The organism is uncultured Lamprocystis sp., assembly GCF_903933125.1.
GTDB lineage: Bacteria > Pseudomonadota > Gammaproteobacteria > Chromatiales > Chromatiaceae > Thiodictyon.
Map to the genome: position 1 here is coordinate 1 of NZ_CAIZIZ010000544.1, position 23,331 is coordinate 23,331.

At 64.9% G+C, this 23,331-nt stretch carries 16 protein-coding genes and 1 pseudogene; 8 read left to right on the plus strand and 9 right to left on the minus strand.

Annotated elements, in window-relative coordinates:
• Nucleotides 1-280, plus strand: a pseudogene (locus QZY03_RS29760) (hypothetical protein); the annotation flags it as partial.
• 244 nt (nt 281-524) lie between these two features.
• Here the strand turns inward: QZY03_RS29760 and QZY03_RS29765 are convergent.
• From QZY03_RS29765 to QZY03_RS29780, 4 genes are all read right to left on the minus strand, one after another.
• Nucleotides 525-1,193: a response regulator transcription factor gene (locus QZY03_RS29765; protein ID WP_295587645.1), complete on the minus strand. Its 669-nt coding sequence runs from the start codon at nt 1,191-1,193 to the stop codon at nt 525-527.
• A gap of 300 nt (nt 1,194-1,493) precedes the next feature.
• Nucleotides 1,494-2,627, minus strand: a complete 1,134-nt coding sequence (locus tag QZY03_RS29770; RefSeq protein ID WP_295587647.1) for a response regulator — start codon at nt 2,625-2,627, stop codon at nt 1,494-1,496.
• Between the two features lie 315 nt (nt 2,628-2,942).
• The gene (locus QZY03_RS29775) at nt 2,943-7,478 is read right to left on the minus strand and encodes a transporter substrate-binding domain-containing protein (protein ID WP_295587649.1); all 4,536 of its coding nucleotides are present in this window, start codon (nt 7,476-7,478) and stop codon (nt 2,943-2,945) included.
• Nucleotides 7,469-9,391, minus strand: coding sequence for an ABC transporter substrate-binding protein (locus tag QZY03_RS29780; protein ID WP_295587651.1), 1,923 nt, complete (start codon nt 9,389-9,391; stop codon nt 7,469-7,471). The genes QZY03_RS29775 and QZY03_RS29780 overlap by 10 nt, the downstream gene beginning before the upstream one ends.
• Nucleotides 9,392-9,737: 346 nt before the next feature.
• Here QZY03_RS29780 and QZY03_RS29785 point away from each other — a divergent pair, with 346 nt between their 5' ends.
• Entirely contained in the window at nt 9,738-10,568 is an 831-nt protein-coding gene (locus QZY03_RS29785) for a cobalamin biosynthesis protein CbiX (protein ID WP_295587652.1), read from the plus strand.
• Between the two features lie 113 nt (nt 10,569-10,681).
• On the opposite strand, the gene QZY03_RS29790 is transcribed toward QZY03_RS29785, so the two are convergent.
• Complete coding sequence (locus tag QZY03_RS29790; protein WP_295587653.1) at nt 10,682-11,947, minus strand: DUF1015 domain-containing protein; 1,266 nt, start codon at nt 11,945-11,947, stop codon at nt 10,682-10,684.
• A gap of 268 nt (nt 11,948-12,215) precedes the next feature.
• On the opposite strand from QZY03_RS29790, the gene QZY03_RS29795 reads away from it, so the two are divergent.
• The 6 genes from QZY03_RS29795 to QZY03_RS29820 all read left to right on the plus strand — a co-directional run bounded on the left by QZY03_RS29795 (nt 12,216) and on the right by QZY03_RS29820 (nt 17,659).
• Entirely contained in the window at nt 12,216-13,508 is a 1,293-nt protein-coding gene (locus QZY03_RS29795) for a cobyrinate a,c-diamide synthase (RefSeq protein ID WP_295587655.1), read from the plus strand.
• Nucleotides 13,505-14,542, plus strand: a complete 1,038-nt coding sequence (gene cobD, locus QZY03_RS29800; protein WP_295587657.1) for a threonine-phosphate decarboxylase CobD — start codon at nt 13,505-13,507, stop codon at nt 14,540-14,542. The genes QZY03_RS29795 and cobD overlap by 4 nt, the downstream gene beginning before the upstream one ends.
• A gap of 217 nt (nt 14,543-14,759) precedes the next feature.
• The gene (locus tag QZY03_RS29805; RefSeq protein WP_295587659.1) at nt 14,760-16,223 is read left to right on the plus strand and encodes a cobyric acid synthase; all 1,464 of its coding nucleotides are present in this window, start codon (nt 14,760-14,762) and stop codon (nt 16,221-16,223) included.
• 330 nt (nt 16,224-16,553) lie between these two features.
• Complete coding sequence (locus QZY03_RS29810; protein WP_295587661.1) at nt 16,554-16,799, plus strand: DUF433 domain-containing protein; 246 nt, start codon at nt 16,554-16,556, stop codon at nt 16,797-16,799.
• Complete coding sequence (locus tag QZY03_RS29815) at nt 16,796-16,975, plus strand: DUF5615 family PIN-like protein (protein ID WP_295587663.1); 180 nt, start codon at nt 16,796-16,798, stop codon at nt 16,973-16,975. The genes QZY03_RS29810 and QZY03_RS29815 overlap by 4 nt, the downstream gene beginning before the upstream one ends.
• A 240-nt stretch (nt 16,976-17,215) precedes the next feature.
• Entirely contained in the window at nt 17,216-17,659 is a 444-nt protein-coding gene (locus tag QZY03_RS29820; protein ID WP_295587664.1) for a UPF0158 family protein, read from the plus strand.
• A 183-nt stretch (nt 17,660-17,842) separates the two neighbouring features.
• On the opposite strand, the gene QZY03_RS29825 is transcribed toward QZY03_RS29820, so the two are convergent.
• From QZY03_RS29825 to QZY03_RS29840, 4 genes are all read right to left on the minus strand, one after another.
• Nucleotides 17,843-18,625 (minus strand): M48 family metallopeptidase, encoded by a 783-nt coding sequence (locus QZY03_RS29825; RefSeq protein WP_295587666.1) that lies wholly within the window; start codon nt 18,623-18,625, stop codon nt 17,843-17,845.
• A 4-nt stretch (nt 18,626-18,629) separates the two neighbouring features.
• Entirely contained in the window at nt 18,630-21,662 is a 3,033-nt protein-coding gene (locus QZY03_RS29830) for a type I restriction endonuclease subunit R (RefSeq protein ID WP_295587668.1), read from the minus strand.
• A 78-nt stretch (nt 21,663-21,740) separates the two neighbouring features.
• Nucleotides 21,741-23,036 (minus strand): restriction endonuclease subunit S, encoded by a 1,296-nt coding sequence (locus QZY03_RS29835; RefSeq protein ID WP_295587669.1) that lies wholly within the window; start codon nt 23,034-23,036, stop codon nt 21,741-21,743.
• Nucleotides 23,026-23,244 (minus strand): hypothetical protein, encoded by a 219-nt coding sequence (locus QZY03_RS29840; RefSeq protein ID WP_295587671.1) that lies wholly within the window; start codon nt 23,242-23,244, stop codon nt 23,026-23,028. The genes QZY03_RS29835 and QZY03_RS29840 overlap by 11 nt, the downstream gene beginning before the upstream one ends.
• Between the last annotated feature and the right edge of the window lie 87 nt (nt 23,245-23,331).

Sequence of the window (23,331 nt, forward strand, 5' to 3'; positions counted from 1 at the left end):
GCTGCGCTTATCCACCCTACAAAACCTGCAATTTTGTAGGGTGGATAAGGCGCGCCGCACGATGTTCGGGATTCAGCACGTCGGTTGTGCGCGCCGCATCCACCATGGGCCGCAGCAGACCCTCAAATTTGGAATTGCTGGGCTCACCGCCCCCGGAGCGCGACCTGATCGCAGCCTTCATCGCAATCTGCAACACCGGCGCAAGCGCACGCAGTCCGCTTCGCAAAATCGGCTGCACGCTCGGAAGACACCTGTCAACCGCCAAGAAGCATCAAACTAACATGCTGTTTTAAAATTATAAAAAGACTGGCACGCGTGATGCTTTAGTGTCGTCAAGCAACGACGGGCACAACCATCACAGGAATTAACCCAAGAGCCCGACCCGGCCGGAGCCGCGGTCGCAACCAACAAGGCAGGAGGCCCACCGCGCGCACGCGATGGCCGGCAAGCAGCTAGGGTACTGCAGAAGCCGAAGGCGCACGCTAGAAAAATTCGCGAGCCGCATCAGCCATCATACCGATCCGTTATGATGGCTTTTTCTTGGGTGCCGCAGACACCGCGCGTTGCGCGTCAACCAGCGGAACGCCCCGCGTCTCCCCCAGGGCAACCGCATAGCGCACCAACTCGGTCTGTGACTGGAGACCGAGTTTATGCATCATCCGCCGACGGTAAGTGTCGACAGTCTTGACGGCCACTCCCAGATCGTCCGCGATCTGACTGGCGCGGCGTCCGCCGGCGATCAGACCCAGCACCTCCCGCTCCCGCCGCGACAGCAGCGTGCGGTTAGCGCGTATCGGCAGCGGCGGGCTGTCGGGTAACCAAACCCCACCCGCATGGACATGCCGTACCGCCTGGACCAGCGAGTTGACCGACGCGCTTTTCACCACGTAGCCTTTGGCACCCGCCTCCACCATCTGGTTCACGAAGCAGGCATCGCCCAAGGCCGACAACGCGAGCACGCGACACGACGGGACGGTCTTACGGATACAGGCGGCCGCCTCGATCCCATTCATCTCGGGCATACTCACGTCCAGAACGACCACGTCCGGCCGCAGCAATTGCGTTTGGGTGACGGCCTCAAGACCATTCGACGCGGCGCCGACGAACTCGATATCCGCCTCGGCACGCAACATGCCGGCCAAGGCATCGCGCACCATGATGTGATCATCCGCCAGCAGAACGCGTATCGTCATCAAAACAAGCCTTTATTCACCAGGTTTTTTCTTAAACGTCCATCAGGGAGCGCCTGTGGCGTCTCGCTCGTTGTCGTTGTCGTAATCGAGAATTGCTCCTGCGGGTTTTGGTCATCAACCCGGCCGCCTCGCGATCTGGACGGTCGTCGGTCCGCACAGCGGACCCTACAGACCTCATGGCATCGCTCTTTCGATTACGACAACGACAACGACAACGACAACGACAACGATTGGAGTCACTGCGCGGCTCCAGCGCGGCCACAGGCCGCTTCCACGGTGACCGGTGGTCGACGCAACGCTTCAGCAGGGCAGCGGCACCGCATCAGGCAACCGACTGAGCGGGACCCACAGGTTGGCCGCGGTGCCGCCGCCCGGCGATGCTTGCATGATCAGACGACCACCGATCAATTCGATACGGGACCGCAGGCTGAAGAGCCCGAACCCACCGCCCTCCCGCCCCGCCGCCTGGTCGACCAGTCGCGACTGATCGATGCCGATGCCGTCATCGCGCACGGTCAAGAGAGCGGTACCCGGCGCGCCTCTGATCCGGACCTCGGCGCCGGTGGCCTGGGCGTGTTTGCAGACGTTGGTCATCAACTCACGCGCCGCCTGAAACAGCGTGACCTTGAGATCATCAGGAAGCATCGGCAGCTCACCCTCCTGCCGACAGTCGAAGCGGACTGACCAGCGTGCGCTCAATTCGCTCCCAAGCCACTGCACGGCCGGGAACAATCCGCCCTGATACAGGACTGGAGGGCTGAGTTCGAACACCAGGGTGCGCAACTGGGACAACGACAGGTCGAGCAACTCCCGCAGCCGCTCCGACCGCGGCGATGCGTCGCCCGGCACCGTGCCAGGCACGGGATCCAGCAGAATCCGCGCGAGCACCAGTTGCTGGATCGTGCTGTCGTGCAGTTGATCCGCCAGACACCGTCGTTCCCGCTCTTCCGCCAGGCAGAGCGCGGCGTCCATCTCGCGCATCCGCCGATGGGCGAGGTGCAGACTCTCGGTCCGGGCATCCAAGTCCTCGTGCAGGCGCCGCGACAGGCGCGCCAGCGTGGCATGGGTACTGACGCGGGCGAGCAGGACACGCGCATCGAAGGGCTTGACCACGTAATCCACACCGCCGGCGTCGAAACCTCGCAGGACCTCGGACTCAGTCCCATGGGCAGTCATGAAAATGACCGGCAGGTCGCCGTAGTCCGGCCGTGATTTCAGATCACGGCAGAGTTCATAACCGTTCTCATCGGGCAATTGCACATCGAGCAAGATCAGGTCGAAGCGTTCGACCGCCAGCCGGGCGCGCGCCTCACGGCCCGACCCGACACCGCAGGACTGCATCCCGGCATCCGCCAGTTGATGACAGACCAGGCGGACGAGCAGCGGATCATCATCCACCACCAGCAGCCTGGACAGCTCGGAGTCACGGTTCACGGCGGATCAATCTCCTGATCGAGCGGCAATCTGGATCAGATTGAGCGAGGCTTCGTCTCCGGCCTCGATCAAGATTCCGGCCACTTGGGCTCGCCGGGTGCGTAGTCAGGCCATCCTGGCCTGAAACCGTCAGGGCTGGAAGCCCTGACTACGCATGCCGCTGGCCGGGACTACGATCAAGGCCGCATCTCCATCCTTATTGAACATAGCGGAAGACGCCTCTTCGCTCTGTCCGTCTTTGGACTACAAACAGAAAAAAGATACGATTAAGCGAGACGCCCTACGCGCCCCGCGCGACAGTGGAATTCGCCGGTTTCAGACCACGAAACGGTCACGCCCCTCGGACTTGGCCTGATAGAGGCGCCGATCGGCCTGCGCCAGACAATCACCGAGCTGATCGTCGGGCTGGGGCCGACAGGCCCAAACGCCGATACTCAGAGTGACGATGGACCGACCCGGCGCGACCTCATGGGGGATTGCCGCGGCGCGCACGGCCTCCAGGCTGCGCGCCGCGGCGGCGCGCGCGGCGGCCAGGTCGGCGCCCGGCATCACCCGCACAAACTCCTCACCACCATACCGCGCGACCAAGCCCTCCTCGCGCCGATGGGCCCGGCGCAGCGCGGTCGCCACCTGGCACAGGCACTGATCGCCGACGCCGTGCCCATAGCAATCGTTGTACGCCTTGAAGTGATCCACATCCATCATCAACAGACCCAGCCAGGCGCCGTGGCTGATGGCCCATTCCCATTGTTCCGCCAGGTAGGCGTCGAGCCGCCGCCGATTGGCCAACCCGGTGAGTGCATCCAACTCCGACAGACGCGCCAGCGAGTCACCCTGACGCTTGGCCGCCAGGTGGTTGCGCACCCGCGCCCGCACTACCTGCGCGTCGAACGGCTTGTGCACATAGTCCACGGCACCCAGTTCCAACCCTTGGCTTTCGTTTTCGGCGCCGCCGCCTCCGCTCACGAAGATCACCGGGATGTCGCGGGTGCTTGGGTCGGCCTTGAGCGCCCGGCACACCTGATAACCGTCCATCCCCGCCATCATCACATCCAGCAGAATCAGATCCGGACGCGGCCGTCCCCGCGCCAGCGCGAGAGCCGCATCACCCGTGTCGGCAGTCGCCACCCGGTACTCCTCGCCCAGCAACTGCAACAGGAGCCCGGCCGCCAGCGGATCGTCATCAACGATCAGCACCAGCGCGTCCCCCGCGCTGGTCTCAGACAGGCGCGGCGTTGGCGCCGCCGCAGGGAGCGATTGCCCCAGACCCGGTAAACCCGCTGCCTTGATGGTCCGTGCCGCGTCCAGCGTCCCGGCGAGTGCGGCACGCAATTCGGCGATATACACGGCGGCCGCGGGCGTCCCCGGTTGGCACCGCACGGCCGCCGCGGCCGCCAGTTCCGCGACACGCTCGGCGCCCAGCACCGGGGCTGTGCCGCGCAACATATGGGCAAGCCGGGCCACGGTATCCCCGCCCTGCTCCGCCGCCTCCGGCACCAGCGTCGCCAAGCACGGGTCGTAGCTCGACAGAAAGTCACCAAGCAAACTTAAGCAAAGATCAGGGTCGCCGCCCACGTGCCTGACCCCGGCCGCGGCATCGATCCATGGCCGTTCCGGCAGCGCCGTTGCTCCAGCGGCATCCCCCGGTCCGGCGGCGGGCCATGCCGGGCCGGCCACTGCCGGGGGCGCGACCGGTGCGGCCGGCAGCGTCATCCAGCGTGCCATGGTCGCGGCAAAGACCGCCTGATCAAAGGGTTTCGAGATATGGTCGTTCATCCCCGCCGCATAACAGCGCTGCTGGTCGCTGGCCAGCACATGGGCCGTGATGGCGATCACCGGCAGCTCGCGCAGGCGCGGGTCGGCACGCAACCGCCGGGTCGTCTCATAGCCGTCCATGCCGGGCATCTGAATATCCATCAGCACCAGGGCGTACCCCGTGGGTGCCTGTTGCAGCCGCTCCAGGGCGGTCTCGCCATCGGCCACCGGCTCCGCCGCGATGCCGAGTTGGCCAAGGAACTCCACCACGATGCGTTGGTTGACCAGATTATCCTCAACCACCAGCACCGGCCGGGCCGGGACCGCGGCAACGGGCACTCCGCCAAACGCGGCGGTCACGGGCGGCGCGCCGGGCGACTGTTCCCCATCGGCCGCGGTGCCCGTGGACGCCGGACCCGGTGCATCGGCAGCCAGACGCCGCAGCGGGATCACCACCTTAAAGCGCGCCCCCGCGCCCGGGCGGCTGTCTACCACGACTTCCCCCTTCATCAAGCCGGTCAACTGCTTGACAATGGCAAGCCCCAGCCCGGTACCGCCGTGACGTCGGGCGAGCGAGTTATCACCCTGGTTGAAGGGCGTAAACAGGGTTGGCAACTGGTCCGCGGCAATCCCGATCCCGGTATCCTCGACCGTGAACACGACACGCTTACCGTCCATCGCGGTGCCGTCCGCCCCGACGCGCAGCGTCACGCGGCCCTGATCGGTGAATTTAACCGCGTTGGCGATCAGGTTGATCAGCACCCGCTCGATCTTGTGGGCGTCGCCCGACCAGGCGCCGTTCAGGTTCGGATCAAGGACGCACTCCAGTGCCAATCCCTTCTCCGCTGCCAAAGGCGCGGCGATCGACAGGACCTCGTCCACCAGTTCCTGGAGTTGGAAGGGCGCGTCGCGCGGAGTATCGGCACTGCCCTCCAGTCGGGAGAAATCCAGAATCTCATTGACGACCGCCAACAGCGAACGCCCCGCGCGCTCGATCCCGGTCAGATAGTCGCGCAGCCGCGTCGGCTCCTGGGTGCGCACCCCCAGGGCGGCCAGGTTAAGCACCGCGTTCAGCGGGGTGCGAATCTCATGGCTCATATTGGCCAGAAAGTCGCCCTTGGCGCGGTTGGCCACCTCCGCGACCTCCTTGGCCCGCCGCAGATGGCGGTTGAGTCGGGTCAGTTCCCAGTGCCGCCAGCCGAGGAAGGCGCCCACCACGGCGAAGAGCCCCAGGAACTGCCACAACCGGCTCAGGTCGAGATCCTGCTCGATGCGAAAGGTGGTGCGTCGCTGCGCGATCTGATCGCGCTCGGCGGGGGTGGTGGCCGCCACCACCTTCTGCATGATGGCGAGCAATTCCGGCTGATCATTGCGAACCGCCACCGCGATCGGATACGGATCATCGAGCTTGGCAATGATCCGGAAGCGCCCCAATCCCTGCTCGACCAGGTCCGCCGCATGTTCCAGGGTGGCGACCGCCGCGTAGACCCGCCCACTGGTGATGGCGTCCTGGAACTGCTCGACGCTATCGAGCGCGATGAACTGCTGTTGCGGATAGCGGGCCTTCAGCTTGGCGGCGACGGCGGTCCCCCCCGGCACCGCGATCGGCTGGCCGGCCAGGCTCTCGATCCCGGCGACGAAGGGCGCCTCATCGCGCGCCAGCAGGACATGCGTGAGTTGGACATAAGGCGAGGTAAAGGCCAGATAAGCTTCCCGCTCCGGGGTCGGCACCGCCCCGGAAATCAGGTCGCAGCGGCGCGTGCGGGCAAACTCCTGGGCCTCGCGCCAGGTCCGCGAGGGCAGTGGCCGTAGCGCGATTTCAAGCTTGCGGGCGAACAGTTCCAGATAGTCCCGAAAAATCCCGCGGTGTTCACCGTTCTCCAGGTAATCGTAAGGCGTCCAGACGGGGCTGAAGCAGTAGGTCAGCACCCCGCCCCTCTTTTGCAGATACGCCGTCTCCGCCGCGCTCAGGACCGGCGTGCGGGGTGCGGCGGCCGCGCCGGGGGCGGCCAGATACCGGCTTCGAATGGCCAGTCGCTGCTCACGCGACAGCGCAATCAAGACCTTGTCGATGGCGCTGACCAGGAGCGGGCGGTCTTTGCGAATGGAGAACACCAGCGGCAGTGGCGCGGGCAGAACGAAGGCGGTTTCGATGTTCTCGATGCGGCGCTCCGCCAACCAGTAGCCGAAGGAGTCATCGGCAAGCAGGGCCTCGACGTCTCCCGCCAACACCTGGTTGGCCCCTCCCAGCGCGGAGTCCACCGGCACCGCACGGACCCCGGAGACCGCGGCCAGGGCTTTCTCATCGCTCAGATTGCCGCGCAGATAGGCGACCCGCCGACCCGTCAGATCCTCCAGCCGACGCAGTCCCAGCGAGTTGCCGATCTTGACGAAAACCCGCCTGCCGAGCTCGGTATAGGGCACGGTAAACAGAAAATGGGGCGCCCGCTCGGGATGAACGGCCGAGGCGGACAGCCCATCGATCAGCCCCTGCTGCGCCCGGCTCACCTGCTGTGCCCAGGGGCCGAGCTCGAAACGAATGCGGGTGCCGATCACTCGATCGATCAGTGCCGCCGTGTCGGCGTCGATCCCCGAGAAGCTGCCGTCCGGGTTCCGACTGATCAGCGGCGACCAGTCTTCGTCAACACCCAACACCAGGTCGGGCCGCGCGGCGATGTCGCCGCGCTCGCCGTCGGTCAGGTGCACCTGGGCACGGAGCGCTACGACTGGATCAACCTCGCCGAACCAGCGCGTATGCAAGCGCTGCTGCTCACCGGGGTCCAACCCGTCGATGGCCTTGTCGAGCAACGCGGCAAGCACCTCCTGGCGTCGCTCCACGGCAAAATGACTGACCGTGGTCCACCCCGACTCGCCCAAATTGGCCGGACCACGTTCGACCACGTCGGTGATGTGTTCCACGACCCGCATCGTGCGTTGCCCGAAGCGAAAGTTGGCCGCCCGGTCGCGGGTATGCGCGGCATTGAGAACGAGATCCGCCCGCCCCTCTTTGACCGCGCCATAGGCCTCGACCAGGGACGTCTGGCGCAGGTCCACCGTCAGACCCAAGATCCCCGCGACCCGTTCGATCAATTCCACGGTATAGCCGGTATGGCGGCCGGCGGCGCATCCGTATAGACGACCCGGAGCTTGGAGTGGGCCGCCAGGAATTCCCGCTCCGGCAGCGTCAGCGTCGCCAGTTGGGTCGGCGGCGGAACCGCGGTCGTCGCCGGGTCGTGGAACCAGCGATCCCAGATGGCCTGAAGCTCGCCGGGGCCCAGGGTATTGCGCGCCTTGTCCAGAACCCGCGCCAGCGGTTCCAAGTCGCGACGCATCGCGAACAGGGCCGCCTGGATCGAGGTCGCGCCGTCGCCGAGATCGGCCGATCCCTTGGCTTCCACGCCCCCGATCAGGTGCTCCGCGAGCAGATAACGACCGTTTTGCCGCTCCAGGATCGCGGCATCCGCGTGCCCCGCGGCGACCGCCTCCAAGGCCTCGCGGTAACCGGCCACCGGGAATTGCTGAATCTCCGGGTGACTGCCGACAAGCCGCCGCATCAACTCCGACCCGACGGGAGTCGCCAGGGTCCGGCCGCGCAAGGCGTCGAAGTCGGCGCAATCCGTGCAGTCGGTGCGCGCGAAGATGGTGAACGGCACCGGATAACGGCGGGCGCTGAAGTTCAGGAAGCCTTCGCGTTCCGTGGTCACCAGGCTGTTGATCGTCAGGTCCGCGCGGCCCTCCCGCAAGTTTCGGTAGATCTGCTCGAGGCTCTGTTCCTGCCAGTCCAATTCCAGTCCGGCCAATTGCGCCATGCGCGCCAGAAGCTCCACCGTGTAGCCGGTGGGGCGGCCGTCGCGCATCAATGCGTAAGGCGCGATCTCCGCAAAGCGCACGCGCAGCCGCGGCTGGGCGGCGATGGCGGTGCGCTCCGCGTCGTTCAGAACCAAGGGGGCATCCGGGGGCGGCGGCGCCCCGGCAGCCTCTGGAACGAACACCAGGTCCGCGCTGGGCAGCGTCTGCGCGGCCAGCCCGGTCGCTACAAAGAGATCTTGAATCCGGTTCAGTTGGATCGGATCGATTGACCCGATCGGGTAGACCTCCGGCAAAATGGCGGAGTGGGTCTGATGCGCCTCGAAACGCAGGTGATCGCGCTCCTTACCCTGGGTGTTATAACGCGCCAGAATGAGATCCACCAGATCGTCCGGATGGGCCAGAGCGTACTCCCACCCGCGGTTGGTCGCCGCGACGAAGGCGCGCACCCGCGCGGGATGGGCCGCCGCATAGTCCGCGGCGGTGAACAGATTCAGATCATAGAGCGCGATCCCGTAATCACTCGGATCGACGACATTGAAGGGCACACCGCGTTGATGCAGATAGAAGGGCTCGTTCGTGGTGAAGGCCGTCATGGCGTCCACCTCGCCGCGCACGAAGGGCTCAACCGAGAAGCTGTGCGGAACTACCTGCAGATCGCTTTCGGTCAGACCGCCGAGTTTGAGCATTTGCCGGATGTTGGCGCTGCCGAGCTCCTGCGCATTGGCCATGACCCGCAGTCCCTTCAGGTCGGCCGGTGAATAGAGGCCCGGCCGCACCAACAGCACCAGCGGTGAGCGTTTGAGATAGGAGGCCAGCAAGCGGATCGGCCGTCCGCTCATCCGCTCGGCAATGACGGTGCTGTAGTAAGTGCCGAAGTCGGCGCGTCCGGCGACGACCGCGTCGATGATGTCGATTCCCTCAGCATACTCGCGCAACTCCACCGCGAGCCCGGCGTCCCGGTAATATCCCTGCTCCAGGGCCGCGTAGAAACCGGCGAACTGCCACTGATGACGCCACTGAAGCTGCACCGAGATCGGGGTCAAGGGCGCACCCTCGACACCCGCGGACCCGCCGGTCTCGCCTGCCGGCGGCTCGGCCCAACCGGTCACCCACCAGCAAACACCAACCACGGCCGCGACCAGGATGAACCAGGTCGACAGCGGTTGGCGACGGACGGTGGATGACGAGAACGCGTTCACCGGTACATTAGACCCGCTACGGCGCACTCGGTCATCTCTTTTCCCGTCGGACAGCGTCCAGCCACTTTCCCCCAGAGCGATCCGAGGCCACGACGGGCCGCCTCAACTCGGTTGCATTTCGCCCCACCCGAGGCCATCTTTCATCCCTAAACTGCGTCCAGCGCAAACTGCCTAATTCTCATGGTGTGTTCGGCCTTGGGGATTTCACCAACCTCGGTGGAACCGCAGTTTACGATAAACCGCGCCAGATCCAGTCATCGTCGCGTCTGCCGAGGCCGATCTCATCCAAAAACATCGCATACCGCGCTTGGCGCGGTTTCGACGCGACCGCTGCCAGGATTGCCCGATGCCCGCAACACTCTTGATTGACAATGGCTCGTCGCGCCCGGACTCAACGCTGGCCCTGCGTGCCCTGGCGCAGGCGCTCGGCCGACGCACCGGCGCGGCGGTCCACCCGGTCTCACTCCTGCATGCGGATCAGATCCCCGCCGCTGCTTTGGACGGCCGACCGGCGGACACCCTCGAACCCTATTTGCGCCGCGCCCTGGCCAGTGGTGAGCGGGAGTTTCACCTGCTCCCCCTCCTGTTCGGACCCAGCCGCGCCCTGAGCCGCTTTATCCCCGAGCTGATTGCCGACCTGCGCCGGACCCATGGTCCATTCCTGGTCCGCATCGCCCCTGAATTGTGCCCCCTGCCGCGCGGCGAACCGCGGCTCGCCGACCTTCTGGCCGAACACATTCGCGCGACCGCCGCCGCCCGTGCCATCGCCCCCCGCCGACTGGTGCTGGTCGACCACGGCTCGCCGATTCCCCAGGTCACCGCCGTGCGCACCTGGCTCGCACAGCGTTTGCGCGAACGGATCGATCCCGGGGCCGTCCTGACCGAGGCCGCGATGGAGCGGCGGCCAGGCCCTGAATACGACTTCAACGGCGACCTTCTGGATCTGGTGTTGCACCGCCTTGCCGCCGCGGATCCGATCACCCCGGTGATCGTCGCCATGTTGTTCCTCGCGCCCGGCCGCCATGCCGGACCCGGCGGGGATATCGCCGCCATCTGCGCCGCGGCGCAGGCCGACTGCCCCGGCTTCCAAGCCCACCCCACCCCACTGGTCGGCAGCCACCCGGCCCTGATCGAGATCCTGGCGGATCGGCTCACCGGGGCCGCGACACCCCTTTAGCTCGAACAACGGCATTTGCGCTTCTGGACGGTAGCTGGCACACGATCGTCCGGCAGCCCGGCGAATGCACTACGGTAGCCCAAGAATCTGAGTATAGCCAAGCCGGGCGCCGATCAATCAAGCACCAGACTGACCATCCCATCCGCCAGCTTGGTCTCGAACCAGGTGCACTTGGGCGGCATGGTCTCACCGAGGTCGGCGACCGCGAACAGATCGGACAAGGCGGTCGGATAGAGCGAGAAGGCCAGGCGCATGGCGCCGCTGTCCACCGGTTGCATCAGTCCTTCCAGGCCGCGGATGCCGCCGACGAAGTCGATGCGCGGATCATGGCGGGGATCGCCGATCCCCAGGATCGGCGCCAGCAGGTGATCCTGGAGCAGCCGCACATCCAGACGGGCGACTGGGTCGGCGGTCGGGATGCGGCGCGGGTCAAGGGTCAGGCGATACCAGGCCCTGTTCCCGACGTGATCCCCCGTTTCATCAAGATAGAGTCCGAACTCACCGGGTCGGTCCGGCAGCACCGGCACCGGGCTTGCGGTCACCGTGCAGCGCTCGGCGACCCGGCGCAGGAAGTCCGCCGCGTCCAGGCCGTTGAGATCACGCACCAGCCGGTTGACGGACAGGACCTGAAGCACATCGGCGGGGAAACTGACCGCCAGGAAACGGTTGTAGTCCTCGGCGCCGGTATGATCCGGGTTGGCCGCCTGGCGGGCGGTGCCGATGCGTTCGGCCGCCGCGGTGCGATGGTGTCCGTCGGCGATGTAGAGGCGCTCCTGGGTCTCAAAGCCGGCGGTGAGCCGGTCGATCAGCGGCTGGTCCACGATCGGCCAGAGTGTGTGCCGCACCCCGTCCGCCGCCAGGACGTCCACGGCTGGTTGCCCCTGCGTGATCGCCGCGAGAGTGTCATCGATCTCCGGCGCGCGGCGATGGATCAGCAAGGCCGGCCCGGTCTGAGCGTTCAGGGCCGCGATCTGGCGCACCCGATCCTCCTCCTTGGCCGTCAGGGTGACCTCGTGGCGCCTGATCCGTCCCTTGCGGTAGGCCGCCAGCGACGCCGCCAGCACCAGCCCGGTCTGAACTTGGGCGCCGCGGATGAGTCGATAACAGTAGTAGCAGGGCCGCGCGTCGCGCCGCAGCAGCCCGGCCGCCTGTAGCCGCGCCAGCGTGGTCGCGGCCTGGGCAAAGCAGACCGGATCGTCGGGGCACTGATCGGGAGGAAAATCCACCTCCGGGCGCGACAGGCGCAGGAAGCTCCAGGGCCGCCCGACGACCAAGGCGCGTGCCTCGGCGGCGTCCATCACATCATAGGGCGGTGCGATCAACTCGGCGGCGCGTTCGGGGACCGGGCGCAGGCCGGTGAAGGGGGCGATCAGAGGCATGGTGCAAGGGTCGGCAGCGGTCATGGGTGCGACTATAGCGCGGGAGCGGAGCGTCAAGAACAGGTTAAACACGACCAAAATCGTTGTCGTTGTCGTTGTCGTAATCGGAGAACCGATTCAACTCAGGCATGAACATGCCGTTGTCGATCGGGTTTCGAGTTTCAATTCTCGATTACGACAACGACAACGACCGGGATCGCTCTGCCTCAAGATCCGGTAGACTCCCGCCCTGCGCAACCTGTCTCCTGTACTCGCCACGCAATTTACGATGACCGTCCACTGCCCTGCCCTGTTCATCGCCGCCCCGGCCTCCGGTCAGGGCAAGACCACGGTGACCGCGGGCTTGGCCCGACTGCACCGGCGCCTCGGCCGCCGGGTCCGCATTTTCAAGACCGGCCCGGACTTTCTCGATCCCATGACCTTGGGGTGGGCCGCCGAGAGCCCCGTTTACAACCTGGACCTGTGGATGTGCGGTGAAGACCACTGTCGGGCGCTGCTGCATCAGGCCGCCGGGAAGGTCGACCTGATCCTGGTGGAGGGAGTAATGGGCCTCTATGACGGGACGCCCTCGGGCGCCGACCTGGCCGACCACTTTGAACTGCCCGTGCTGTGCGTGATCGACGCCGCCGCCATGGCGCAGACCTTCGCCGCGCTGGCCTGGGGGCTGACCCGTTTCCGTCCGGGGCTGCGCCTCGCCGGGGTTTTGGCCAACCGGGTCGGGGGTGCGCGTCACGCGGCCATGCTGACCGAGCACCTGCCGGCCGACCTGCCCTTCCTGGGCGCGCTGGCCCGCGACGCCGAGATGGAGTTGCCGCATCGCCACCTGGGGCTCTGGCAGGCGGAGGAGATTGCCGGCCTGGATGCGCGGCTGGACTGCGGCGCCGATGCCCTGGCCCAGACCGGGCTCGCGCACCTGCCGCCCCCGGTCGCCTTCCGCCCGGCCGCGCCCCGGCCGACGACCGAACCGCTGCTGACCGGGGTGCGGATCGGCGTGGCGCGGGATCTGGCCTTTTCCTTTCTCTATCAGGCGAACCTGGACACACTGCGCGAAGCGGGCGCCGAGCTGCACTTCTTCTCTCCTCTCGCGGACGCGGTGCTCCCTCCCTGCGATGCGCTCTATCTGCCCGGCGGCTACCCGGAACTGCATCTGGATGCGCTCGCCGCCAACACCGCCATGAAATACGCCATCCGTGCCCATCAGGCCGCGGGGCGCCCGCTCCTGGCCGAGTGCGGCGGCTTGCTGTATCTGCTCGATTCATTGGCCAACCCGGACACTGATCCAATCCCCATGGTCGGTTTGCTGCCGGGCCGGGCGCGCATGCAAGCGCGGCTTACCAACCTGGGGCTGCACGCGGTAAGACTTCCCGAGGGCGACCTCCGAGGCCATACCTTTCACCATTCCAGCGCGGCGATCGACCTGGAGCCGCTGGCCCGCACCGCGCCGTTACGCGATCAGGGCACCCCCGAGGCGGTCTACCGCCTGGGCCGGCTCACTGCCTCGTATCTGCACCTGTATTTTCCATCCAACCCCGGCGCTGCCATCCGACTGTTTCTGCCATGAACCGATTCGCTGAACCCGAGATCACCGCGGTCGACCTGGACGCATTGCTGCCCCACGGCGGCCGGCTACGCCAGGCCGCCGCCCGCTACCGGGTTCCGCTGGCGGACTGGCTCGACCTTTCCACCGGTATCAATCCGCAAGGCTGGGCACTGTCCTGGTCCGGAGCGACCGAACCGGGCCTGTGGTCGCGCCTGCCCGAGGATGACGACGGGCTGGAACAGGCCGCCGCAAGTTACTACGGCACCAAACATCTGCTCCCGGTAGCCGGATCCCAAGCCGCGATCCAGGCGCTGCCGCGCTTGCGTGCACCCGGCCGGGTCGGCGTCATCGCTCCCGGCTACGGCGAACACGCCCGCGCCTGGGCGCTGGCGGGACACCGGGTCACCCCGCTGGCGGTGGAGGCGATCGAGACCGCGCTGCCGAGCCTTGATGTGCTGGTGCTGATCCATCCCAACAACCCGACCGGCGCCCGCTTCCTGCGGGCCGACCTGTTGCGCTGGCATGGCTTACTCGCCGAGCGCGGCGGCTGGCTGCTGGTGGACGAGGCCTTCATGGACACCACACCGGGGAAAAGCCTCGCCGCCGTGTGCCCGCGGCCCGGCCTGATCCTGCTGCGCTCACTCGGCAAGTTCTTCGGTCTGGCGGGGGCGCGGGTCGGGTTCGTGCTTGCCGATGCGGCGGTGACTCAACCGCTGGCGGCCCTGCTGGGCCCCTGGACCATCGCTGCACCATCCCGTTGGATCGCCGCCCAGGCACTCGCCGACACCCCCTGGCAACTGGCGGCCCAGGCCCGGCTCATCGCGGCCGGTGCACGCCTTGCTGACCTGCTGCGCGCTCATGGTCTGCCGCCGCAGGGCGGCTGCGCACTGTTCCAGTGGGTGCCCACCGACCGGGCAATCGAGATCCATGAGTCACTGGCCCGGGTCGGCATCCTAACCCGCCTGTTCGACAACCCGCCCGCCGTGCGCTTTGGACTGCCGGGACCAGAGACCGAATGGGCGCGCCTGGAAGAGGCGCTGAACGCAATGGCTTGACCCTGCCCGGGCCTTTCTGCGACCGTCCGACCCTGTCGGCGCGGCAAGCGCCTATCCGCGAACCCTGAGCCGTAAGGTGATTTCCGGAACACCGGATACCACCCACCACCGGCTCGGATGTCGATGCGACTTCAGTCGCACCGATTCGGACGCAGGTGCGACTGAAGTCGCACCTACATTGACGGATATCCAAATTGTCGGAAATCGCCTAACCAGGATGAAGACCCCCACCCTCATGGTGCAAGGCACCACCTCCGATGCCGGCAAGAGCCTGCTGGTCACCGCCCTGTGCCGCTGGGCGACGCGCCGCGGGCTGCGGGTGGCGCCTTTCAAGCCGCAGAACATGGCCCTGAACAGCGCCGTGACCAGCGACGGCGGCGAGATCGGCCGCGCCCAGGCGGTGCAGGCCCAGGCCGCCGGCCTGCCGCCCCACACCGACATGAACCCGGTGCTGCTCAAGCCCAATACCGACATCGGCGCCCAAGTCATCATCCAGGGTCAGGCCGTCGGCAACATGAACGCCGTCAGCTATCAGGAGTACAAACGCATCGCCTGGACCGCCGTGCTGGACTCCTATGAGCGGCTGGCCGACCAGTACGACGCCATCCTCGTTGAGGGCGCCGGCTCGCCGGCCGAGATCAATCTGCGCGCCCAGGACATCGCCAACATGGGCTTTGCCGAGGGCGTGGACTGCCCGGTGATCCTGATCGCCGACATCGACCGCGGCGGGGTCTTCGCCCATCTGGTCGGCACCCTGGCGCTGCTCTCCGCGAGCGAACAGGCGCGCGTTCAAGGCTTCGTCATCAACCGCTTTCGCGGCGATCTCGCCCTGCTGCAATCGGGTCTCGACTGGCTGACCGAGCACACCGGCAAGCCGGTGCTCGGGGTGCTGCCTTACCTCAAAGGGCTGCACCTGGAGGCCGAGGACGCGGTGGCCCGTGACCAGGACGACAAAGCCGGGGCCGGCCTGCGGGTGGTGGTGCCGGTGCTCCCGCGCATCAGCAACCATACCGATCTCGACCCGCTGCGCCTGCATCCGGGGGTGGACCTGCGGCTGATCGGACCGGGCGACCCCATCCCGGCGGCGGACCTGATCCTGCTGCCCGGCTCCAAGTCAGTGGCAGCGGATCTCGACTGGCTGCGTGCTCGCGGCTGGGTCGCAGCCATCGACCGCCACCTGCGCTACGGCGGCAAGCTGATCGGCATCTGCGGCGGCTTCCAGATGCTCGGTCAGGCCATTCATGACCCACTGGGCCTGGAGGGCGTGCCCGGGCGCACCGCCGGTCTCGGGTTGCTGGACTTCGAGACGACCCTGGATGCGCACAAGCGGCTAACCAACGTCAGCGGCCGGCTCGTCCTCAATGACGCGCCGGTCACCGGCTATGAGATCCATGCCGGCATCAGCACCGGACCCGCCCTGGAGCGGCCAGCAGCCTGGCTGGATGAGGGTCCGGACGGGGCGATCAGCGCCGACGGCCAGGTGCTGGGCACCTATCTGCACGGGCTTTTCGAGTCCCCCGCCGCCTGCGACGCCCTACTCGCCTGGGCCGGCCTGGACCAACCCCGGACCCGCGACTATGCAGCACTGCGCGAGGCCGCCATCGAGCGCCTGGCTGACATGGTGGAGGCACATCTGGATACGGTTGCCCTTGAGCGCCTGCTGCTGCGGCAACTGGGTTGAAACCAGGGGTCCAATGCCTCAACCTTGAAACTGCGGTCGATCACAAACGCCAGTCGATATCCCGAAGGAAAATGCCTGCTATTGCACGCGCCAACACGCAAGCGACTTGGGGGAGAACCCCATGAGGTGCAGTCTGTGCGACCTTGATCATGCTTCCGGCCAGTGCCCGTGCGCCGCGCACTGGCCAACCGCGTAGGATGCGGTGAGTACTCGAACCGCATCACCCATCCCCGCACTCCCAAGTCCGTGGGGTGCGATCGGGAGCGCGTAGGCGAGCGGGCGGGGCCGTTGGGCCTCGCAGAGCCCATCGCAAGCTGAACGGAGACCTGTATGACGATGAATTTCAAGCCTTACATTACGCGTGATCCGAGGATCTGCGGGGGCGATCCCGTCATCACGGGCACCCGCATCACGGTAAGAACGGTATTGGCAAGCCTGGCCGAAGGAATGGACTCCGAGGACCTGTTGGCAGACTTTCCAACACTGAGCCGTGATGCCGTGCGCGCCGTTATTGCCTTTGCCGCCGTATCCGCCGAAGAAGATTTTCCGCTGCCGGCTACCCCCGTCCCGGCATGAAGATCAAGCTCGACGAAAATCTGCCGGCCCGGCTGGTCGCCCCGTTGCAAAGGCACGGGCACGATGTCAACACCGTGCCCGCGGAGCGATTGAGCGGAAAACCAGATGAGCTGGCCTCGATCAAGATTCCGGCCACTTGGGTTCGCCGGGTGCGTAGTCAGGCCATCCTGGCCTGACACCGTCAGGGCTGGAAGCCCTGACTACGCACGCCGTTGGCCGGGATTACGATCAAGGCCGGCGGGGGCCTTGATCATTCATCCGGCCAGACCCAAGCCGCAGCGGCTTGACGACTCATCTGACCGGAATTTTCGGCTTGCGGGTGCCGCCCAGTCGGATTACAAACACCAGTCGATATCCCGAAGGAAAATGCCCGCTATGGCATGCGCCGACAGGCAACCGACCCGGGGGAGAGCCCCATGAAATGCAGCCTGAGCGACCTGGAAGAAGCCCATATGTTTGCGAATGCCGCCAGGGAATTGGGCGGCGGAGCCTATCTGGACCGGGAGACCGGGGCCTTCCGCTATATCGGTGACGAGTGGTCCGGCCTGGATGATCCGGACGCCGAACCGGAGGATTTCGACCTGTCGGACCGGTATCTGCGCGTCCCCGGCAAACGCGACCTCGATCTCGGCACTGCGCTGGTCTACAACTTCGCGGCGACGCGGCTACCGGACGACTACGACCGGGTGCGGGACATGTTCCGGCACCGCGGTGCCTATCGCCGGTTCAAGGAATTCCTGGAGCACCAGGACCTGCTCGAAGCGTGGCATGACTACGAGCGCAGCAAGACACTGGAGGCCCTGCGCGAGTGGGCGCAGGACGAAGGCATTGAGCTCGTCGAGGCCGAGACGCCGCGTTAAGGACCCGAGCCGCCTCCGGCTGCGGTCTTGGACTTGAACGGATTTCGACCCGCACCGATTGGCGCGCCTCGGCATGGGCGTTCGGGTGGACTTGCACCACCGTCTGCGGATGAGCCAGGGTGCGGAGGTCGACGGCGGCCAGGTTGTTGTTGGCCTACCTTGGTCCTACCCAGTCAACCTGAGCTAAAGAACCATTGCCGATCCCCGTTGCGCCCAAGCGGGGACCAGGGCCCAGGCGTCCCGCATACTGCCATGCAGTGCATCCGCCTTAGGCTCAAATTGGCGAAGCAGTGCCCAGTAGCGAATGGAGTGGTTGAGTTCCAGCGTGTGGCAAAGCTCATGGACCATCACGTAGCGAACTTGATCCCGATTTAAGAACAGAAGCTTGCAGTTCAGGCTCACGCACCCCTGGCGCGTGCAACTGCCCCAGCGGGTGCGCTGATTCTTCACGCCCCAGTCGGTGTAGCGAAGTCCGGTCTGTTGCGCGACCATGGCCAGCCATGGGCCGAGCGTCTCTTTGGCCCGTCGCGCAAGCCAACGTCGCAGTGCCGCGTGACAGGCCCCCAGGTCCTCGACCGCACCCATCACGACGACCCGCCCGGGTTGGTCGGTGCGCGCACCGACCGTCCCGGCGCGGGTCTCGCGATACTCCACGCGCCACGACTCGGCCAAGGCCGGCAGATCGAATGCCTGGGGACGGGCCGGCACGGCATCGCCGATCAACTGGCGCACGGCGTCGAACTGAGCCAGGCGATCCGCGATCCATTGCGCCTTGCTTGCCACCAGTTGCATCACGCGAGCGCGATCCATCCCGCCGGGTGCCGTCACCGTCAAGCCATCGCGGGCACTGATCTTCAGCCGGAGCGACCGCGCTTTGTCCGATGAGCGGATCGCGAAGTCGATCCCTCGCCCATCCGGCAGATCGAGATGGGCGAGTTGCCGATCATCATGGGACCTTCCTGCCACCGCTCTAGCCCTCTTGCAGCGGCTGGTAATGCCGGCGCCTAAGCAGTTGCACCAGGGTCGCGATGAAGCCCATCGCGTCATCGGCCAGGAGCCCGGACGCGGGAAAGCGCGTGGCGATCATGAACAGCAAGGCACGCGACAGATCGGGGTCCACCGCGCTGCTGTTCCACCACCCGGGGAAGCACAGCTTGTCGGCCTCATCCAAGGTCGCGGCGGCGATGGCGGCGGCCTGGACATCGGCGATGGCGGGATTGCGCGCCTTGACCTTGAGCGCAATTTGCTCGGCAATGGGTCGGTTGCCTTCACTCACCGCCGCGCGGACCGCCTCGCTCACCCGCTCCAGTTCCTCGATCAGCGCAATACCGGCCAGCGTGCCCGCCCGTTTCTCATCGATCAAGCGTTGCAGCCGCTCGGACAGCGACCGGAATGTCTCGTCCTGATCGAGCCGGATGCGCAACTCGGCCGAGAGCATGGCCTCGATCTCAAGTGCCTTGGCGTCGGGCTTCTTGTCCTTGAGCTTGGTCAGGAAATGCTCGTCCAGCACATAGGTGGGAAACGCGATCTCCAGCGCATCGACATCGATATGCTCGCGGATCAGTTCGCGGGTGCGGGCCGCATCCTCGGCGGTGGCCTCGATGCTCTTGCTCGCGTCCGGATAGAATTTCTTGCGATACAGCAGGTACAGTTTGGTCAGCCAAGCGTATGGTCGGACGAAGTCGCGCAGTTGCTCATCCGGCTGTAACGCCTCGTAGAGTACGCGCAAGTTGCGATACCCGGTATCGAACTGCTTCTCCGCCCCCTCCTGATCGCGCAGGATCTTCATCGCCGCGATGAACGCATCATGCGACGCGTCGCGTGGCACGGTCTCCGTTGGGAACAGGTCCCAGACCTGTTGCAAGGTCTTGCGGAAGTGCTCGCGGATCGTGTCGAACGGAAAGGCGATATCACCCATTTCGTCCGGCCGATAGTTCAGTGCCTCGTTCAGATGGTCGAAGATGCCGTAATAGTCCAGGATCAGCCCATGTCCCTTGAGTTCATTATAGGGGCGGTTGACGCGTGCGATGGTTTGCAACAGGCTGTGGTTCAGCAGTTTCTTGTCGAGATAAAGTGCTTGAAGAATGGGCGCATCGAAACCGGTAAGGAGCATGTCGCACACCACCAGCAACTCGACCTTGCGGTAGGGCTTGTCCTGATGGTCGGCCAGCTCGGACTGTGCCGGAAGCAGGAATTCATTAAGCAGCTTCTTGCGTTTGGCCTCGCTGAGATAAAGCGTCTGGACCTCAGCGGAGTCATCCTTCGGTGCCTGCGAGATCACCGCGGTAACGACCGCATCGCCGAGCAGGGTACGCAAGGCCTGGGTATACAGCAGCACGGCCTGCTTGTCCTTGCAGACCAGCATGCCCTTGAATCCGTTGGGGCGGACATGCTCGGTCAAGTGGTTGGCGACATCCCCGGTAATCTGAGCGATGCGCTGGGAGTGCAACAACAACGCGTCGAGCCGCGCGCCGTCCGTGGTCAGCCGGTTCTGTTCCTCCGCGGGCAGGCGGCCGAATTCGCGCTTGAAAGCCAGGTCGAGTTTGGTGCCGTGCAATTGCCAGTCGCTCACACGCGGCTGCCAATGGATGGGCCTGACCACCCCGTCACGCAGTGCATCGGTGACCGTGTAGGGACGTCCCATGTAGCGCTCGATCAGCCCGTCGTCCTTCACATAGCCCCACGCCTTGGGGGTGTTGTGGTCGTTGTTTTCGATCGGCGTGCCGGTGAAGCCGAACAGCGACGCGCCTTCCAGGGCGGAGCGCATATAGGTCCCGAGTTCGCGCTCCTGGGTGCGGTGCGCCTCATCGGCCATGACGATGACATTGGCGCGGCGCTTGGTCACCTGTTTGGGCATGCCCTCGAACAGATGCACCGTGGTCAGGATGACGCCGCGATAATCGCCGCTGAGCATCTCCTCCAGGTCGCGCTTATTGGCGGCCACATGGACATTCTCGGTGCCGACCGACTTCAGTTCCCGGTCCATCTGATCGCCCAACTGCTCGCGGTCCACCAGCAGGATGACGGTCGGCTGCTCCAGATCAGGCTCTTCCCACAGGCTGCGGGCGGCGAAGATCATGGTCAGGGTCTTGCCCGAGCCCTGAGTCTGCCAGATCAGTCCGCGCCGCTTCTCGGGCGGCAGGGTCAGGTCCGTGGCGCGGTTGAGGATATCCTTCACCGCCAAATATTGCTGGTAGCGCACCACGACCTTCTCGGTCTTGCCGTCGCGGGTCGCGAAGACGATAAAATGGCGGATGAAGTCCAGCAGATTGTTGCGATCGAAGAGTCCGTAAAGCGAGACCCGCATCTCGTCGTATTCGTCGATCTCATGCGGCCAGGGGTCGCGCCATTGCAGCCAGAACTGGAGCCGCCGGCCGGGCACGCCGTACATCATCCGCGTTTCATTGACGCCCACGCTGTAGGCGTTGGTGTAGAAAAGTTGGTCGATCTCTTCCGCATACATGCCCAGTTGCTTGGCGCCCTCCCGCCAATCCGGCTTGGCGCGGCTCGCGGTCTTGGCCTCGATCACCACGATGGGGATGCCGTTGACGATGAGCACGATGTCGGGGCGGCGCGCCGAATGGCCCACGACCGGGAACTGGTTGGTCACCCACCAGTCGTTGGCCTCCAGGTCGTCGTAGTCGATGAGCCGCACATCCTGGGCCTTCTCCGCCGGGTCGAACTGATAATTGACGCCCTGTTTCAGCCAGGTCAACCATTGCTGGTTGTCCCGGCAGGCGCGAAGCCGGGTGATAATGGCCTCGACCCGGTCATCGTCGGTCAGGATCGTCGGATTGAGTTCCTTGAGCTTCTCGCGCAGCACCGGCAGTAACAGGACCTCGCGCTCGTCGGGGCGGTACTGACGCAGTTCCTCGCGCGAGTGCCAGGTCCAGCCGAGTTTAGCGGATTTCAGATGTTCGATGATCTCCCGTTCGACAGTGGTCTCCTCGTTGAACAGGGTGTGCACCGTATAGGTGCCCGATGCGTCCCTCAAATCAGGCATGGATGGCTCCGGATCACAGATATCGAAACTCTAGGGTCGGCGCTGAATCTGCGTTCTGGACATAGGTCTTATAGGCGTTCATGCGGCACCTCGATCGGGTACTGGTGCATCGGCGGGGATGCGAATCTTGCCGGTGAGTAGGTTGTGTAGGAGGGATCGCTTAACCTCATCCAGTGCGGAAACCTTGTTGCTGGAGGCGAGAATGCTTACCTCGGCGGCATCCAGCGTTTCGATAATCTCCCGCTGCTCGTCGATACGTGGACACTGAATGAGTAATTTCCTGAGATTCCGGCGATTGATTGTGTTCAAACCGCTGCTCGTGTTGCAGATGGCGTTCCAGTGACGCTGGACACGCTCGGAATTAAGTACGTAAAGCAGAAAGGTCGGGAGTATCTGATTAATGTCTGCGCGAACTCGGAAAAGGTGGTTCTGGAAGGTTGTGGGTTCACCCTGGTCCTTAAACATGGCCGCGCGTCCGATCTCCATTGGGCTCGCGTGCCCTTCGATCACCAATACATCGCCTTCTTCCAGAAGCCGGCATTTTCTTTCCTCGGGCGTCATTTCCAGAAATCGGCGGTCTTCGTTCGAGATAGAACCACGCTGAACATGGGCCACAGTCAGGTAACGACAAGGATACTTCTTTGGCGCGCGGTCCTGGTTCAAGGTGACGCCAGAACCGATGCTGGCAAGTTCCATCAGCAGCAGGACTTTCCAGTCGTTAGGGAATGTGCCGATTTTGGTCTTGGTCGTGCTTCGTGCCCTCTTGTCTATCCTGCCGGTGAGCAATCCCGCCTCAAGGGAACGCTTCAAGTCTTGCGCCGCATTCAGTTCCGCTTGGGCCTTGACGACGGAGTCATCTGCTAGCTTGAGGGCGATGGCAATCCGGCGTTGCTCCTCAATGGGCGGCACTGGCACGGCAAGCCATTTCTTCAGCGTATCTCGTGTGATTCGCAGGCGCCCAGTCGACCCCTCCATGCGCGAAACCAAGCGTCGGTGAAAGGGACCTGCGGTCAGTACGGCAAAGAGGAACTCAGGAACGACGTGCTCATGTGGGGATAGAACGAAAAACTCTGTTGAGCCGATCCCAAAATTATCGGGCAGATCACGAACGAGTGCGGTCTTTCCGTTCTCGGCGCATGGGGTAATCTTCCCGAGAATGACATCATTCTCGGCGAAGCGGCAAAGCCCTGACGCATCCCACACTCGCTCATCGTACTTGGCGATTCCTGCGAAGCCTTCGCGGACCGAGGCCATTTCCAGGAATGGGTACACCTTTCCGAGTTCAAGCTCATACGGCGGATCGATCGTCGCTAACTCGGCAATCGAGCATCTCGGCCAATCTGGCGTGGCATCAGGAAAGCAATCAACTTTCATGATCGATCACTGCCAACAGGTTGTTGAGGTCTTGCGCCGCAGTCAACGCGCCTGCTTGGGCCTTCGCCAGGTTCAATCGTGCTTCTGTCAGTGGCAGAACCAACTCGGGCTCAAAGGTATCGACATACCTCGGCAAATTGAGATTGAATTCGTTCTCTTCGATTTCAGCCCGCTCAACCACCGCGAAGTAACGCTGGTAACTTCTCAATAAGTCACGGCAAGCCCACGGGCTACCCTTGGAGAAACATAGACTTGCGGAGCCGCATCGGCTGTTTGCCGCGGGTTATTGAGAAGT